Source organism: Streptomyces sp. NPDC037401 (assembly GCF_055602345.1).
Genome location: NZ_JBVJWO010000043.1, coordinates 23,095 through 38,761, shown reverse-complemented (window position 1 = coordinate 38,761; position 15,667 = coordinate 23,095). Strand labels below are relative to the sequence as shown.

At 69.1% G+C, this 15,667-nt stretch carries 13 protein-coding genes; 9 read left to right on the top strand and 4 right to left on the bottom strand.

The features are described from left to right. The first annotated feature begins 252 nt into the window (after nucleotides 1–252). The gene (locus ACZ7H1_RS32610; RefSeq protein ID WP_470791551.1) at nucleotides 253–2,382 is read left to right on the top strand and encodes a ricin-type beta-trefoil lectin domain protein; all 2,130 of its coding nucleotides are present in this window, start codon (nucleotides 253–255) and stop codon (nucleotides 2,380–2,382) included. 333 nt (nucleotides 2,383–2,715) lie between these two features. Then, nucleotides 2,716–4,590, top strand: coding sequence for an exo-alpha-sialidase (locus ACZ7H1_RS32605; RefSeq protein ID WP_470791549.1), 1,875 nt, complete (start codon nucleotides 2,716–2,718; stop codon nucleotides 4,588–4,590). Nucleotides 4,591–5,125: 535 nt separating this feature from the next. Here the strand turns inward: ACZ7H1_RS32605 and ACZ7H1_RS32600 are convergent. Further along, complete coding sequence (locus ACZ7H1_RS32600) at nucleotides 5,126–6,103, bottom strand: AraC-like ligand-binding domain-containing protein (RefSeq protein WP_470791548.1); 978 nt, start codon at nucleotides 6,101–6,103, stop codon at nucleotides 5,126–5,128. A 466-nt stretch (nucleotides 6,104–6,569) separates the two neighbouring features. Here ACZ7H1_RS32600 and ACZ7H1_RS32595 point away from each other — a divergent pair, with 466 nt between their 5' ends. From ACZ7H1_RS32595 to ACZ7H1_RS32570, 6 genes are all read left to right on the top strand, one after another. Then, the gene (locus ACZ7H1_RS32595) at nucleotides 6,570–8,408 is read left to right on the top strand and encodes an FG-GAP-like repeat-containing protein (protein WP_470791546.1); all 1,839 of its coding nucleotides are present in this window, start codon (nucleotides 6,570–6,572) and stop codon (nucleotides 8,406–8,408) included. Beyond that, a complete protein-coding gene (locus ACZ7H1_RS32590; protein ID WP_470791545.1) occupies nucleotides 8,314–8,982 on the top strand; it encodes an META domain-containing protein in 669 nt (222 codons plus the stop codon). The genes ACZ7H1_RS32595 and ACZ7H1_RS32590 overlap by 95 nt, the downstream gene beginning before the upstream one ends. Nucleotides 8,983–9,474: 492 nt before the next feature. Beyond that, on the top strand, nucleotides 9,475–10,305 hold the full coding sequence (locus ACZ7H1_RS32585; protein ID WP_470791543.1) for a DUF6192 family protein: 831 nt from the start codon (nucleotides 9,475–9,477) through the stop codon (nucleotides 10,303–10,305). Between the two features lie 68 nt (nucleotides 10,306–10,373). Continuing rightward, nucleotides 10,374–10,958, top strand: coding sequence for a hypothetical protein (locus ACZ7H1_RS32580; RefSeq protein ID WP_470791542.1), 585 nt, complete (start codon nucleotides 10,374–10,376; stop codon nucleotides 10,956–10,958). A gap of 205 nt (nucleotides 10,959–11,163) precedes the next feature. Then, nucleotides 11,164–12,024, top strand: coding sequence for a hypothetical protein (locus ACZ7H1_RS32575; RefSeq protein WP_470791541.1), 861 nt, complete (start codon nucleotides 11,164–11,166; stop codon nucleotides 12,022–12,024). A gap of 148 nt (nucleotides 12,025–12,172) precedes the next feature. Next, nucleotides 12,173–12,517 carry a hypothetical protein gene (locus tag ACZ7H1_RS32570; RefSeq protein ID WP_470791540.1) on the top strand — a complete coding sequence of 115 codons (345 nt, stop codon included), beginning with the start codon at nucleotides 12,173–12,175 and terminating at the stop codon, nucleotides 12,515–12,517. Nucleotides 12,518–13,101: 584 nt separating this feature from the next. On the opposite strand, the gene ACZ7H1_RS32565 is transcribed toward ACZ7H1_RS32570, so the two are convergent. Continuing rightward, nucleotides 13,102–13,587, bottom strand: a complete 486-nt coding sequence (locus ACZ7H1_RS32565) for a peptidase inhibitor family I36 protein (protein ID WP_470791539.1) — start codon at nucleotides 13,585–13,587, stop codon at nucleotides 13,102–13,104. A 290-nt stretch (nucleotides 13,588–13,877) separates the two neighbouring features. On the opposite strand from ACZ7H1_RS32565, the gene ACZ7H1_RS32560 reads away from it, so the two are divergent. Beyond that, nucleotides 13,878–14,246 (top strand): hypothetical protein, encoded by a 369-nt coding sequence (locus ACZ7H1_RS32560; RefSeq protein ID WP_470791538.1) that lies wholly within the window; start codon nucleotides 13,878–13,880, stop codon nucleotides 14,244–14,246. A 57-nt stretch (nucleotides 14,247–14,303) separates the two neighbouring features. On the opposite strand, the gene ACZ7H1_RS32555 is transcribed toward ACZ7H1_RS32560, so the two are convergent. Further along, nucleotides 14,304–14,930 (bottom strand): class I SAM-dependent methyltransferase, encoded by a 627-nt coding sequence (locus ACZ7H1_RS32555; protein ID WP_470791536.1) that lies wholly within the window; start codon nucleotides 14,928–14,930, stop codon nucleotides 14,304–14,306. Between the two features lie 304 nt (nucleotides 14,931–15,234). Further along, nucleotides 15,235–15,654, bottom strand: a complete 420-nt coding sequence (locus ACZ7H1_RS32550; protein ID WP_470791534.1) for a DUF6841 family protein — start codon at nucleotides 15,652–15,654, stop codon at nucleotides 15,235–15,237. Between the last annotated feature and the right edge of the window lie 13 nt (nucleotides 15,655–15,667).

Genomic DNA, 15,667 nt, shown 5'->3' with positions numbered 1-15,667 from the left:
ATCACGTGCATGATTTCTCAACGATGCGTGCAGGAAAGCGAGCTCGATAATCGGCGCTTGACAGAGCTTCGCGTCGCGGCTCAGCTTTGTACCTGCATTGCCGTGCACTGGGGGATCGGCCGGCTGATGCATCACTCACATCTCCCGGCGCCGAAATGCGCCGCCATCGGAAGGGTTCCGGTGCTTTCCCGCGCCAGAAAACTGAGCTTCATCGCGGTGTTCGCCGCCGCATCCAGTGTTCCTGCAGGCAGCTTGGCCGCAGCTGCCGACGCGCCCCCGGCCGCGTATGTCTTCGAGGACTTCACCTACCCTGACACCGCGAAGATCCTGGCCGACAAGGGCATCAAGCTCGTCGGGGGTGATGGTCAAGTCCTCCTTGCCGACTGCGACACCTCCAAGCCTCAGATCCGTGTCATGTCGGTTGAGGATCTGACGCTCAACCGGCAGGGCACGTACTGCTTCAACGCGCTCGCCCCGACCGGGTACGTCGCACTGGAGCTTCCCCGTGTCTTCGCCATCGACGCGGGCGACAAGCCGCTCAGCGCGAAGCTGACCGCCGACGGAGCCACCCAGACGGTCAACATCGCCAAGGACGGGTACGCCAGTGTCGGCGAGGGCGTCGTGGACGGCCCCCGCAGCACCTTGCTGGAGATCCGGGTCACCGGATCAGGCTCCCCCGCGTTCACTGCCGACTCGACCGTGCCGTACACCGGCCGCCTCGACATCAGCACCAGCCGCTCCTGCAGCGCCGTCCTGGTCGACCCGCGCTGGGTCGTGACCGCCAAGAGCTGCTTCGCCGACAAGCCGGCCGAGAGCATCGACGTGGCGGCCGGTGCGCCCAAGAACCGCACGGTCCTCTCCCTCGGCTCGCACCGCAGCGACATCGCCGAGCTGCTCCCTCGCGCCGACCGTGACGTGGTCCTGGCGCGACTTGCCACCCCCGCGTACGGAGTCACGCCTGTGCCGGTAGCCACCGCCGCCCCGGCGGCCGGTGACGAGCTGACCTTCGCCGGATATGGGCGGACGGCCACCACCTGGCGTCCCACCAAGCCCCACAAGGCGACATTCACGGCGGCCGCCCCGACCACAACCGATTTCGCCGTCACCGCCAAGACGCCCGCGGGCGCCCCCCTGTGCAAGGGCGACGCCGGAGGCCCCGCCTTGCGGAGCGAGAACGGCAAGGACGTCCTGGTCGGCATCATCGGCCGCAGCTCGCAGGCTGGCTGCCTCGGCGAAGATGCCACCCAGCCAGCCGCCTACGGCACCCGTACCGATGGCCTGGCCTCATGGATCACGTCCGCCAGGCAGCGCCCGGTTCTCCTCAAGGGCGGCGAAACGCTCGACTCCGGCGAGATGATCGCCTCCGAGAACGCCAAGCTGATCATGCAGGCCGACGGCAACCTCGTCCTGTACCACGTCACCGGCGGTGAGGGTAAGGGCGGCGCCCTGTGGCAGTCCGGCACCGGCGGCAACGCCGGCGCGTTCGCCAAGATGCAGGCCGACGGCAACTTCGTCATCTACAAGAAGGGCTCCAGCGGCACCGAGCCCACCGGTGCCCTCTGGTCGACCGGCACCCATCAGTACGCCGGCGCCCGGCTGGAGCTGCAGTCCGACGCGAACCTCGTCGTCTACACCAAGGACGGCGGTCACGGCATCGGCGGCCACCTGTGGCACTCCGACACCTACCCCCGCGGCACCAAGCTCGCCTCCGGAAGCAAGCTGATGCCCGGCTACTGGCTCGTCAGCGACGACAAGGTCGTCCTCATGGACATCCAAGGCGACGTCCTGGTCCGCGAGCGGGTCACCAACCGCACCCTGTGGAGCAAGAACACCTCCGACTGGTACTCCTACCTCCACATGCAGGCCGACGGAAACCTCGCCCTGTACAAGAAGGGCAGCACCACCAGCCCCCTGTGGACGGCGAGCACCGCGGGCGGCGCCGGCTCCTATGCCACCCTCGAAGACAACGGCAGCCTTGTCGTCCGCTCGTCTACCGGCGGCGAGCGCTGGGCCTCCAGCACATTCAAGGGTGAGCAGTCCGGGCGCTGCCTCGACAGCAACGGCGGGACCGGCGGATCCATCTGGGACTGCTGGGGCGGCGCCAACCAGCAGTGGGACTACACCCCGGCCAAGGAGCTGCGCGCCAACGGCAACAAGTGCCTGACCGCCGAGACCGGCGCCACCCAGGGCGCGAAGGTCACCACCACAACGTGCGACGGCCGCGCCGAGCAGAAGTGGAACGTCAACTCCGACACCACCATCACGGCCGTCCTCAACCCCGGCCAGTGCATGAACGTCAACGGTCAAGCCACCGCCAACGGCTCGGCACTGGGCCTGTGGGGCTGCAACGGCGGCGCCAACACCAAGTGGAAGCGCCCGTAACAGTGCACGGCACCTGTGAGGCCGCCCGTGACCAGCGGGCGGCCTCGCAGGGCCTGCTCCTGCATGAGCTGGGAGAGTTTCAACGGCGGCACCCTTCCGGATCACGGAAGAGGCCGTCTCGACACCACAGGCATGGGGCGCCACGACGCCCCGGCTTGCGGGTGCGAAAAGCGCTGTAAGGCAGCTGCCAGCGCATCCCGGAGTGCGCTCGGCGCGCCACACCGTGGTGCCCTAAGAGAAATCGGGGAAGTATTCTTGTCATCCAATCATTTCGGGCGCACTGGCCTGCGTCGCGCCGCTCTGCCTGTCTGGACATCTGCGCTGGGGCTCGCCGTGTTCGGCGGCGCCGCGCTGCTCCCGTCGACTCCGGCCGTCGCGACGACGAGCACCGCTACGTCCACCCCAACGGCCACCTCATCCCTCGGGTCCGAGGTCTCCACGCCGTTCGCCGCCCGCGGCGAGGGCTACTACTGCTTCCGGATCCCCTCGCTCGTCACGACTGACTCCGGCGCGCTCCTGGCCTTCGCCGAAGGGCGGGTCAGCACCTGTAGCGACATCGGGCACAACGACATCGTCATGAAGAAGTCGACGGACGGCGGGAAGACCTGGGGCCCGCTGACCGTTGTCGTCGGCGCGAACGACGACGACGCGCACGGCAACCCCTCCCCCGTCGTCGACAAGGTCACCGGCAGAGTCTCTGTGCTGTACGCAACCAGTGACTGGAGTCAGAGCGCCGATGGCTCCCTCAACCGCTATGCGCGGAGCCTGCGCGTCACGCGCAGCCTGGACGACGGCGCCAGCTGGGAGACCAGCGGGGAGCTGACCCACCTCAAGCCCGCGGACTGGGTGTGGGTGTCCACCGGCCCTGGCCACGGCATCCAGCTCGAACGCGGGCCGCACCACGGCCGGCTCGTCGTGCCCGGTGACCACACCACCAAGGACGGCAAGGCCGGCGGGCAGCTCTACTACAGCGACGACGGCGGCATGACCTGGGCCCTGGGCGCCCACTCCGCCGTCGACAACACCACCGCCTACCCGGGCGAGCTGACGGTCGCGGAGACCACCAACGGCAGCGTGTACGTCAATGCCCGCAGCTCCGCACGGTGTAACACCAACGAGCACCGACTAGGGACCACCAGCGCCGACGGCGGCGCGACCTTCGCCGCGCCGTTCATGCCGGTGGCCAACCTGGATACCGCCCCGGTGTACGGCTCGCTGCTGCGGATGAGCGCCAAGGACAGGAACGCCGCCCGGGACCGGATCCTGCTCTCCGCCCCGGCCCGCCTGGGCCCCAACACCCTCGAAGACCGGCGTGAGCTTGCCATCCGTTCCTCCTACGACGAGGGCAAGAGCTGGCAGACCGTCGGCACCGTCGTGACGCCCGGCCGGGCCGGGTACTCGGACCTGACCTTGTCCCGCACCGGGACCATCGGGATCCTCTACGAGAACGCGGGCAACATTCCCCACGGCAACATCAGCTTCACGTCCTTCACCGAGCAGCAGATGGACGCCGCACAGCAGGAACTGCGTCTTCCGCGCACCGCGGACACCGGGCCCAACAAGTACGGTAACCACGCAGTCATCCACGGTGGCGCCCAACTCGGGGACCGCGGCACCGGCAAGGCCATGGAGTTCGACGGCCAGGACGACTACCTGCGCATCGTCAACTGCTCCCCGTCCCTGCGCCTGGGCGAGGGCGACTTCACCGTCACGGCCTGGTTCAGGCACTCGGCCACCACCGGCGCACTGCCCATCGTGTGGGGCTACGGCATGGGCGACAAGGTCCGCCAGTTCTGGCTCAAGGCCGAACCTGGCAAGAACCAGCTCCGCGCCGCCATCAGCACTGGTGAGCAGTACGCGGAGGTGAAAACCACCTCCGCGCACAACGACGGCAAGTGGCACCACGTCGTCTTCAAGCGCGACAACGGCCGGCTGGTCCTGTCCGTCGACGGCGGCCAAGAGTTCACCGCGCCCGGCGTGGTCGGTGACATCACCCCGCCCGGCGAGTTCACCGTCCACGTCGGTGCCCGGCCTGATTTCCCCAACCAGCCTGTCGGAGTCGCCGAACTCTTCCGCGGCGGCCTCGACGATGTGCGGATCTTCGGCCGCGGCCTGACCACGCAGGAGGGCGAGAGCGTCAGGAACGGCGCGCTCGACATCGCCAACGACCAGGAACGCCTCCGTCTCGGCTTCTCCACTACCTGGTAGAAGCCGAGTAGGGCCCCTGACGTTACGCCCCGCACGCCCGGTGACCTCATCGTCGCCCGGCCGTGCGGGGCTCTCGCACACCAGGCCTCTCGCCCTCGCCTGGTGGCGCGTTCGGTCGCCCGGCCAGCGGCCGACCAGTGCCCGCTGGACCTCTGCTCAAGAGACAGCGCCACCTGTGGCGATCTATACGCAGAGGCAGCTCTTGCAGCAGGATGCTCGGGTGAGGGTGATGCGTATGCACCGCGGAAAGCCCCCCGAGCACGCCGGCACTGGAGAAGCCCCACCGAAACGCGATCGTCTGCACGGGCTCCTCCCGGCTCCGGTCGCGCAAAGTCCTTACGTGCTCGGCCGAGTCAGCCCTGGCGGGGGCAGCCACAGCCAGGGCTGGTCCCGGAAGACGTCGCACAGGCTGCGCAGCGAGATGTCTTGACGGTTCGCCACGGCCTGCGGTGCCCCATCTCCGCCGGCTCGGTGGGGCGGCAGCTCGGGCCCGCCGGGACTGAGACTGACAGGCATGAGGTCATCGCCCACCGCGTCATCGCCCGTGATCAACTGCCACAGTCGCCTGGCGGTACTCGGAGGGCGTGGTGCCGTAGGCCTCGCGGAACGCGCGGCTGAAGACCGTGGCGCTGGTGAAGCCCCAGCGGGCGGCGACGGACTGGACAGAGCGGCGGCGGAGTCCGGGATCGGCGAGGTCCTCTCGGCACCGTTCGAGCCGACGCCGCCGGATGACCCCGGCCACGCTTTCCTCCTGGCCCTCGTACAGGGAGTACAGGCTGCGCAGCGAGAGGTTGTGGTGGGCGGCTATCGTGCGCGGGGTCAACTCCGGGTCACCGATGTTGAGCTCGATGAACGCGCGGACCTGCTCGAGTCGCACCCGGGCGCGGGTCTCAGCAGGCAGCACCTCGCGGGTGTCGAGCTGCTCCGCCAGACAGGCCGCAGCCAGGTCGAGCGCGCTCGTGCCGAGTGTGTCCAGCTCCCGCTGCCGGCATTGCGGACCGTGGTCGGCCAAACTGGTGAGCAGATGAGAGAGGATCGCCCCCGGTCCTCGATCGGCGGATAGGCGGCGGCCGAGAAGAGTGGCAACACGGTCGGGATTGAGAGGCAAGGCGGCTCTGGGCACCTGCATGACGATGGCGTCAATGGCCTCTGCATCGCTCCGGCCGTGGGCCTCGAAGGGGCGGGAGGTGTCATACATGACCATGTCGCCGGACAGCGCACCCGAGTCGTTGCGTCCCTGCGAGATGAACATGCGCCCCCGGCTCACAAGTCCCACGTGGTACTGCTCCGGGTCTCCCTGCCGGATGAGGGCCGGAGTACGCCGGGCCCGGTGCGGTGAGGACGTGACCCTGACGACCTGCACAGCGCCGAGATCCACCCCGACGAACTCGGCTTGGAAGTCGGCCGCGTGGTCAGAAGACATGGACATCGGCATGACCGCACGCCATGTGTCAAGGAACCACTCGAATCTGTCCGCCGCAGACTGCTCGGCAGCCGAAGCACCTATCCACATCGCGAAACGACTCCCCCTGCTCGTTACCTTAACTCCTGGCAGTGGAGCAGAGTTCAGGCCCGATGATCAAGCTGAGACAGACGCCCTGGCGGAAGCGCCAGGCAGGGCCAGGCACTTCACCCGCCTGGGGCGCACGGTTCACCGAGGAAACGTCACTGCGCTTCGCTCGGCGTCGGCCGGCGGCTGCCGTCGGGCCTGTACCGAACCTGGGCGCACACCGTCTCACGCACCTCGGGGGCACCGCATGGCCGTGGCAGCCTCGCCTGTGGCGGCCGGCCGGCACACGGCGCCAGCCCTCCCGTCCAGTGGGTCTGCCTCGGCCGCACGCCCGTCTTCCTCGAGGCTAAAGCGTCGGCTGGCGGGCCCGGAGCGCCCGGCTCCGGATCATGATCGGCTTTTTCGTACAACCATCCGCCCTCACGCGTGATCTCCTCCATGATCGTCAACTACCCGCAAAGGAACCCCCATGCCGCGCAGCATCCGTACCCGCACCGCTCTCGCCGTCTCCGTGGCGACCGCGGCCGCCCTGATCGGGCCCGCGCTCGTCGCCGCCTCCGAGGCGGCGGCGGCGCCCGCCGCCAAGCCCCGGGCCGACTTCAACGGCGACGGCTACGGCGACGTCGCAGCCTCCGCCCCCAATAGTGCCGTCGGCTCGGTGAAGGCCGCGGGCCAGATGGTGATCCTCTACGGCTCCCCGACCGGCACCTCGGCCGCCCGCCGACAGGTGATCACCGCGAGCACCCCGGCCGTGTACGGCACCTTCGGCAGTACCTCCGCGGTCGGCGACTTCAACGCAGACGGCTACTCCGACCTGGCCGTGGGCGCCCCCGAGACGGACCAGGACCGCGGCGCCGTCACCGTGTTCTTCGGCTCCCCCACCGGCCTCGGTCGCGCCACCGCGCTCGCCGACCCCGACCCGCTCACCGTCCCGCCGACGATGAACACCGCCCGCCTCTGGGGCGCCAGGCTCGCCGCGGGCGACTTCGACGGGGACGGCAGGGCCGAGCTGCTCGTCGGCATCGCGACGCGTACCGCGAACACCACCCTGTACGCCTTCAAGGGCCTGGCCCCCAACACCCCGGCCGCCGTCCCCGCCCGGCTGGTGATGCCCGCCGTCCTCCCGATCTCCTTCGGCGGACTGGCCGTGGGAGATGTGACCGGAGACGGTAAGGACGACCTTCTGGTCAAGACCCGTACCGCCGGCGGTTCCGACTCCGCCTACTTCCTGCCCGGCTCCCCGACCGGCCTGCGCACCGCCGCTGCCACGCCCGCGCCCGCCGGCTCCTTCGCCGTGGGCGACATCGACGGCGACGGCTTCGCGGACGTGGTGACCGGCCAGCGGACCGCGGGCGCCCACAAGGGTGGCCAGGTGGTCGTCTCCTACGGATCGGCCACCGGTCCGTCGGCCACGACCCAGGTCATCGACCAGAACACCCCCGGCGTTCCCGGCACCGCCGAGGGAGGCGACGGCTTCGGCGTCGCCGTCTCCCTCGGGGACATCAACGGCGACGGCCGCGCGGACCTGGCCGTGGGCGCCTACGGCGAGACCACGGGCGACCAGGTGCGGGCCGGCGCGGTCACCGTCCTCTACGGCTCCACCACGGGCCTGACCACCTCCGCCGCGCAGGGCTTCACCCGGGCGACCGCCGGCGTCCCCGGCGCCCTGCGCAGGGCCGAGCAGTTCGGCGCCGCCGTGCAGCTGACCGACGCCAACGCAGACGGCCGGGCGGACCTGTTCGTAGGCGCCCTGGACGCGGACGGCGTCCACCACGGTTCCGTGACGGTGCTGCCCGCCACGGCCCAGGGCAAGACCGGCACGACGGGCGCCCGCCTCTTCTCCCCCCCAGTCCGTCGGCCTCCCCGTCGGCGACAGCGCCCTCGGCTCGTCCTTCGCCCGCTGATCGACAGCGGCGAACACCGACAACGACGGGGGTGGCCTTCATCGTCTGGCGGGTCATGGCCGGGGACGGTCAAGGGCACCGGCACCCGCCGGCCAACGAAAGTGCTCGCGCTCGGTGAGCGCAGGCATGGAGACCATGAGCGATCTTCCGGGCGGCGGGTTACGGTCGCCGCCTCAATTCGCGTGCCGCAGCGGTGCGTGCCAAGGAGCGGAGCCGAGGCCGCCAGCGGGCCGACGGGATCTTTCGGCTATTCGTTCGCAGTTCGGGCGCCCGTGCAACCGTGCGTCGGGCTCGCAGGTCTGAACCCGCATGCGGAACAAGATCCGGAATCATCGCAATGCCTTCATTGGTGCAGCCCTGTGTATTGCCCAGCTCACAACCGGAGCGTGTACCGGAGCCCCTGACGGCCACCTGGCCAAGAGCGGCGCCACCGGCGCGCCGGACCATAAGGCCTCCCCACGCAGGCTCCCGGCCGCCCCGGGCGGGATGCTGCTGTGGGAACGCTGGTCCATCGAAGGCCTTCGGGTGGCAGGACGCGAGATCAAGGCGCCGGCGAACAGTGCCGCCTGGCTGGAGTTCGACCCCGACGGCGTCATCTGGGGCAGCGACGGCTGCCACCCGATGGCACGACCGGGCACGGTGGCGGAACGCGAGATCACCGTCGAGCCCGCCGAGCGCGCATTCTCGGCCGAGGGCTGCGAGCCGGAACGCAAGGAGTTCCGGGACCAGCTCCAGAAGGTCTTCGCAGGCAGCCTCGCCCTCCGCTACAAGTACCAGGTCATGGACCTGAAGAACGCCGACGGTGACCACGTCTTCATCCGGATGAGCCGGGTCCGGAACATGTTCGGCCGCCGCTACGTGCTGGACCACACCGTCGTCATGGACGGCGAATGGGTCTCCGACGGGCCGAACGTCCCAACGCCCTGGATGCGCTTCGGTGAGTCCCTGTTTGCGATCCCCCTGATACGCGGGGGTTGAGGGCCTAATCTGGTGGGGTGTCGGCTGACGCTGGTCGGGTGGGAGAGCGTCGGTGCCGAGGGTGCGACGAGTCCCTGGCACCGGGGGCCGGCCCGGGTGCGGTGTTCTGTTCCTCGGCATGTCGTTCCAGGTCGTGGCGCCGTCAACGGCGGCTGCGGGCGCGATTGGCAGCCGTGATGGATGGCGTGGGCATGGTCGAGTGCGTGGTGTGTGGGCAGGGGTGGGTTGCCGGTCTGGACCGGCGGTCGAATGCTCTCTACTGCTCGGGCCGGTGCAAGGTGAGGGCCTGGAGGTCGAGGAACGGAACGTTCGGCGAACGGTCACAGTAACCGCAGCGCGAACGCCCACTCAGTCACACTATGCCCAATTCCGTTCATTTCCAGGGTTTTTGCTGCGTTGGGCTCGTTTGTGGTCCGACGCTGGCAGTGCTGCGGGCCGTGACCCGTCGCAGCCCTGGAGGCCGTGGCCGGCCCGTTTTGGGTGGTGAGCCACATGCCCGAAGATCACAACGAGGTCGGAAGCGTCAGCCACAGGCGATACGAGCAGATCGTCGCCGAGCTGCGCGAAGTAGTCGAACAGCAGTCCCGCGGGATGTTCGTCATCGGGGACCGCGCTCTGGAAATCGAACCGATGCGCCCGCAGGGCGGCCGACCGGCCGGCGACAGGACGCCCGTGGTCCGCGAGTCCTTGCTCAGGCTGGCCGAGGACATCGGTCTGTCCCACGGGATGATCGTGGCGGCGAGGACCACCGCCGCCAGGTGGCCCAAGAAACACCGCAGGCCGGACGTTTCGTTCAAGGTCCACCGGCTCCTGGCGGCCATCGAGGACGAGGAGGAGCGGTTCGCCGCGATCCTCACTCCGCCGGCAGGCAAGACCCGCTGGTCCGTCGATGACGCCAACCGGAGGGTCGGCCGCCAGGTGGACACCCCGGTCTCGCCCGAGGAGAAGGTCAGCGCCATCCACGCTCTGGCCAGGGACGAAGAGGTCGCCGCGGCGGTCACGACCGAGCTCCTGCGCCGGCCCGCGGTGGCGGCCCAGGTCAGCGCCGAGGACAAGGTCCGGGTCGTGGAGGAGCTCACCCGGGACGAGAAGGTGGCGGCCGCGGTCACCACCGGCCTGCTGCGGCGTCCGGCGGTGGCGGCCCAAGTCCCCCGCCAGGACAAGATCCGGGTCGTGGAGGAGCTCACCCGCGACGAAGTGGTGGCCACCGAGGTCACCACCGGTCTGCTGCGCAGGCCGGACGTCGCGTTCAAGGCCATGGCCGACGATTATCCGGACTACGGGCAGCAGGGGACCGAACCCGCCCTTCCTCGTGCAGCGTGAACCCGAAAGCGGCTGGCATCACCCCAGGTCAGGGAGGTTACTGTTCGAGGGTGATGACGCCCGTGGGAATGAAGCTGGGACTGGAGGCCGCGCGCCTGCTCGCCGCCGCCGACTGCTGTGAGATTGACCCCGGATTGACCGATGCCGAGTTCCACCGTGTTGAGGAGGAGTACGGCTTCGAGTTTGCCGACGACCATCGAGCATTTCTGGCTGCGGGGCTTCCGGTGAGGCAGCCGCCCGAGGAAGGAGCCACCTGGGAGAACCCGTGGCCCGACTGGCGGCATGGCGACCCGGCGAAGCTGCGGGAACACCTTGAATGGCCGGTCGAAGGCGTCCTTCGGGCAGTTCAGCATGGCTACTGGTCTCCGATGTGGGGGCAGCGGCCTGCGGATGCGGATGACGCGCTCCACGAAGCTACGTTGATGCTGGACCAAGTACCGAAGCTCGTTCCCGTGTACGCGCATCGATTCCTGCCCGCCGGCCCCGGGGCTCACGGCCACCCAGTCCTGTCGATCTGGGGAACCGACATCATCTATTACGGTGCTGACCTGGCCGACTACATCAACCACGAGTTCGACGATTTCGGCGCGCACACCCCTGACGATTGGAGCCCGAGAGCGACCGTCGCATTCTGGCAGGACTTCCTCTCATAGTTCCTCCGAGGGGACTGTAAAAGGAACGGCTCTGTCTCACATCCGGTGGTAACGGAGGCGCAAGGGGGCTTTGACGGTCCCCATCGAGCTCACGACCAAGTCCGCCGGATCGGCGTCACGCACGTACTTGCCAGCCAGGTCGCCGGTCGTCTGCTCGCGCAGTTGATGCCAGACCTCTCGGGTCCGCTTCTGAGCTAGGGCGGCGGTGCCCGCGACGAGCTGCGACGGCTGCCTGGCCTGGGGCGTGTTCACCGGCAGGCTCTGCCCGGCGTGCTCGCAGTTCACGCGCCAGCACGTCGGCGGCGAGTGCGGGGCCTGCCGCCGACGGCAGCCGCTGAAGTCCGGCTACTGCCGGCTGTGCTGGTGCCAGGCCCGCCGGAACATCCGCCTGGCGACCGGCAAGCCGACTTCGGCCGGGTATGTGATGGCGCCCTGGCTGCGTCAGATCGGTGACTTTCAGCTGTTCTTCGTCGGCATGCACCACCACCGCGGCGCCTCCATCACGCCGCGGCCCCGCAGCCCGGGCCGACGGGGGCGCCCGCGCAAACCGCCGCCTCCTGCTGCCGTCCGGCCGGTCAGCCGCTGGTGCCAGCCGGTGCTGTTCGACGGCGTCCCCCGCGACAACCGCCGCTTCGCTCACGATGTGCACGCGAATCCCGGGAACCCCTGGCTGGCCTGGGGACGCTACCTCACGCACGGCCTGGCCGAGGCGCGTGGCTGGGGCCGCCGCGTCCGTCTCGACGTGGACCGGGCCCTGGTCGTGCTGTCTCCGCACACCGAGGGCGGCGTCATCCGCTACTCGGAGATCATCGCGCCGCTGCGGGCCCTCGACAGCAGCATCGAGCGGACCGCCGAGGTCCTGGAAGCGATGAACATCCTGGTCGAACGAGGACTGGCTGGAGAAGCGGCTCGACGGCCTCGCTGCCGGGATCCGCCGGGAGGCCGAGAGCTGGAACCGCACCCTGCACGACGGCGGACCACGCACCCGCCCCCGCGACCAGGCCACCGTCTGGTCCTACCTCAACGCCGTACGTCCCGCCCTGCTGGAATGGTCCGAGCGCTATGACCACCTGCGGGAAGTCACCCGCGACGACGTCCTCGCCCACGTCAAGACTCTCCACGGGCACGAACGGCGCCAGACTCTCGTCGCCCTGCGGTCGCTGTTCGGCTGGGCGAAGAAGAACGGCATCGTCTTCCGCAACCCGACCGCCCGCATGAAGGTCGGCACGTTCGAGTACTCCGTCCTGCAGCCCCTGCTGCCCCAGCAGGTGGCGCGGTCCGTCGAAGCGGTCCGCAGCCCGGCCGCCCGCCTCGCCCTCGCGCTCGCGGCCGTCCACGCCGCCCGGGCCGGAGTTATCCGCGCTCTCCACCTGGACGACGTGGACCTGGGCAACCGCCGGCTCACCATCGCCGGACGCGTCCGCCCCCTGGACGGCCCCACCCACCAGATGCTGCTGGCCTGGCTGGACCACCGGCGCCGGCGCTGGCCGAACACCGCCAACCCCCACCTGCTCATCAACCAGATGACTGCGCTGGAGACCGGGCCGGTCGGCGGCTGACGTCCTCTGGAAAGTGACCCCGCGACTGCACCACGAACCCGAGGGTCCGACCCTCAGAATCCGGGCAACGGACCCTCGGGTTCCCGCTGAACTACCTTCAGTCTCCGTGAACTCGCGGGGGTCTCGGGGTCCTGGTAGCTTCCACCGAAAAACCAACGCTGAGCCGGTAGGGGTAGCCGGATCGTCGGCTCGGCGTTCTGGCCGGCCTTCTTGTCGGTGAAGATGCGTTCGCACCTGGCATCCGTGAGGACGCGGATCTGCCGGTCGAGTAGTTCCCCCTTCGTGGACACCCGTGCCTACCCGACGAGGGCGCCGGTCCGTACGGCCGGGACGGGGGCGAGGAAGGTCGTCATCGGCAGGGTCGCGGGGCGGCTGCATGGCCCCGGATCGTACAGAAAGCGGTGCCCCTCGGGTTCTTGAGCACCGGGACTCTTTGACACCGTTGTCCGTACACGATCCGGGCCTCAGCGGGCCCGGATCGCACCGTTACGATCTTGCTCAGGAATCGACCGATCCTCAACAAGATCACAATGTCACGAGCAGGGCGTTGTGCGCCGGAGGGACTCGCTCGCGCGCGGTGATCCTTAATTCCAAGATCGCATCGTGGGGTCGCCTGGGTCGATCCAGATGAAGTCGCCAGCGCCTGTCCCTGGCGAGAACTGCACTGCCGCCCCGGTGCATCCGTCGCCGTGGTGGACGGTCCATGACTCGTTGTCGTTGTTGTAGAAGGATTTCGCCGCGATGGGGGTGGGGTCGCAATTGTGGAGCGTTGGGTTGTAGTGGGTCCGCATCGTGCCCGTGTAGTCGTAATCGGACCAGAAGCAGACGGCCCCCGAAGGGCAGTCTTCGGGGGCTTGGGCAGGGTGCCCGGCCGGAGCCCCCGCAGTGGCTGGTGCAGCGGCGGCGCGGTGCGGGGCTGCCGTGGCGGTGGTGCCGGGCGTGAGGCCGGCGAGCGCCAGGAATGCGGCACTCAGGCCGACGGCGATAGTGCGGGCGATGGGCTTTCGCGTGGTGGGAGTGGCGTTCAGGGAGTGGGGCGTTGCTGGTGGGGTGCGCGGTGAAAGTTGCATGAGCCGTCTCCTGCTCTCACGTGCCGCCTCTTGGTTGCGGGGCGGCGTCTCCACGGCCCAACGAACCCACCCCAGATCAGAAACGGGGTGGTCAACTGCCAGAACCGGCAGGCCAAGAGACCCCCAGGGTCTTAGCTTTGGCCTTTCGGCGGAAACTGCCGGGAGCCCAACTCACCTCACCTCGGCTTCGTGCCTCTCCAGACCGTCATCGCGTAGAGCTCGTAACAGGATCTTGATGAGATGTTGTGGTCAGCCGCGTCCGGTGTGACGATTCGGCCGTTCGTGGTGGTGTGAGTACTCGGCCGTGGATCGTGGACGACGCGTTGTGGGCCCTGATCGAGCCGCTGCTGCCGCCCTGGCCGACGAGGTCGCCGGGGCCGCGGCCGGTGGCTGACCGGTTGCCCCGGCTGCGGGCGGAGGGCATGAGCGTGACCGAGCTGAGACCGGTGCCCGGGATCCCCGCCTCTGACCTGCTCTCGGGGGCTCTCATCGCGATCCTGGAGCCTGACCTCGGCGAGTCCGACCGGTCCGACAAGGTCGACAAGTGGGCGAGACGTCTCAAGACCCGCGACGACTATCCCGTCACACTGCGCAGCCGTGTCCTCGCCCGCGCCGGCGGCGCCGGACACGTCCTCTTCGTCGATCGGCCCCCGAGGTGAACCTGCGGCACCCTCGCCATTGACCGCGCCAGACACACAGGAGGGCCACGGCACCGGTTACGGCCTGGGCCTGCGGGCGTGCAGGACGTAAGCCGGCGGAGAGTTCCGCCAGACGGTGCGGCCGGGGACGACCTCTTCGAAGCGGTCGGCCAGCAGGTCGCGGAAACGGCGGGCGGAGGCCAGGGGGACGGCGTGGCGGTAGGCGAAGGTCGTCAAGGCGCCCTCCGGTGCAAGGACCGCGGTCAGTTCTTCGATGAGTTGTTCCTGGACCGTGGTGGGGAAGAGGGACCAGGGCAGGCCGCTCACCACCACGTCGGCCTGGTCGACGCCGCGTTCGTCCAGGAGCCGGCGCAGATCCGCGGCATTGCCCTGGATCACCTCGACCGCCGGGTAGCGGTCGCGAAGGAGCTCGGCGAGGCGCGGATTGATCTCCACGGCGAGGTGACGGCCGCGTCCGGCGAGTTTGCGCTGGATCTCTGCGGTGAACGGCCCTGTTCCGGGGCCCAGTTCCACGACGACGGGTTTCCCGCGTTCTGGGATGGCGCACGTGACGGCGCGGGCCAGATGCCGGGAACTGGGCGCGATGGCACCGATGTGTGAGGGCGAGCGCATCCACTGTCCCAGGAACAAGGTCGCCTCACAGTGGCGTGAGAGGTCCGTGGTGCCTCGATTGGTGTCGGTCATGTGGTTCCTCTGCATGCGTGCGGATGCCGGTGCACGGACTGATCCCGGCCAGGTCAGTAGGCCGGCAAAGGCAAGGGAGCCGCGGCCTTGCCTTCGACCGCGCCCATGCCTGGCATCCTCAAGAACGTCGGCTGACGAAAGTGCCGCGCCGTCGCCGGGCGGCGCGGCACGCTAAGCCGTGGGGACGAGCATCGACGTGACATCGATCAGCACGTACTGTCACGTTGACGATCTTGTGGCCTGGTCCTGTCGCCTCGCTGACTGGCGAGCGCACTGCGGGCGACCGCGCGGGCAATGTGCTTCGTCAGCTGGCCAGGATCACGGAGGCGACCGTCCGCCATCCCGCGTCGGTACGGGCGGCCAGGTAGAGCACACGGACACGCTGGAACTCCTGCCCCTGGCTGTCCTGGCGCGCCCAGGTCACCTCGATTTGCGCGGCCCGCTCGTTGAGCGCGCGCACCACCGGGTCGAGGGCCTTGCTGCCCCCGTAGTCGGCGTCGCGCAGTGCGCGCAGCTCGTGTGCGAGTCCCTGGGAGAGCGCCTCGGCGGAGGTGAGAACGGTGTGGGCCGTCCCCGTGGTCATGCTGATCGGCACCGAGAAGTAGTCGAGGAGCGGCGCGGGATCGGTGCTCCCCTTTGCTGCCAGTCCGATGAACGTCTCGACGTAGCTGTCGAACCATGCCTGTGCTTCGTTCGCGACGGCGGCCAGATCGGTGTGCGTCATGGTTTCGTGATCC

Coding starts and splice junctions, on each gene's coding strand:
- ACZ7H1_RS32600 (WP_470791548.1), bottom strand. CDS start 6,103: ATGTGGATAGGTGCTTCGGCTGCCGAGCAGTCTGCGGCGGACAGATTC.
- ACZ7H1_RS32595 (WP_470791546.1), top strand. CDS start 6,570: ATGCCGCGCAGCATCCGTACCCGCACCGCTCTCGCCGTCTCCGTGGCG.
- ACZ7H1_RS32590 (WP_470791545.1), top strand. CDS start 8,314: ATGCGGAACAAGATCCGGAATCATCGCAATGCCTTCATTGGTGCAGCC.
- ACZ7H1_RS32585 (WP_470791543.1), top strand. CDS start 9,475: ATGCCCGAAGATCACAACGAGGTCGGAAGCGTCAGCCACAGGCGATAC.
- ACZ7H1_RS32580 (WP_470791542.1), top strand. CDS start 10,374: ATGAAGCTGGGACTGGAGGCCGCGCGCCTGCTCGCCGCCGCCGACTGC.
- ACZ7H1_RS32570 (WP_470791540.1), top strand. CDS start 12,173: ATGAAGGTCGGCACGTTCGAGTACTCCGTCCTGCAGCCCCTGCTGCCC.
- ACZ7H1_RS32565 (WP_470791539.1), bottom strand. CDS start 13,587: ATGCAACTTTCACCGCGCACCCCACCAGCAACGCCCCACTCCCTGAAC.
- ACZ7H1_RS32555 (WP_470791536.1), bottom strand. CDS start 14,930: ATGACCGACACCAATCGAGGCACCACGGACCTCTCACGCCACTGTGAG.
- ACZ7H1_RS32550 (WP_470791534.1), bottom strand. CDS start 15,654: ATGACGCACACCGATCTGGCCGCCGTCGCGAACGAAGCACAGGCATGG.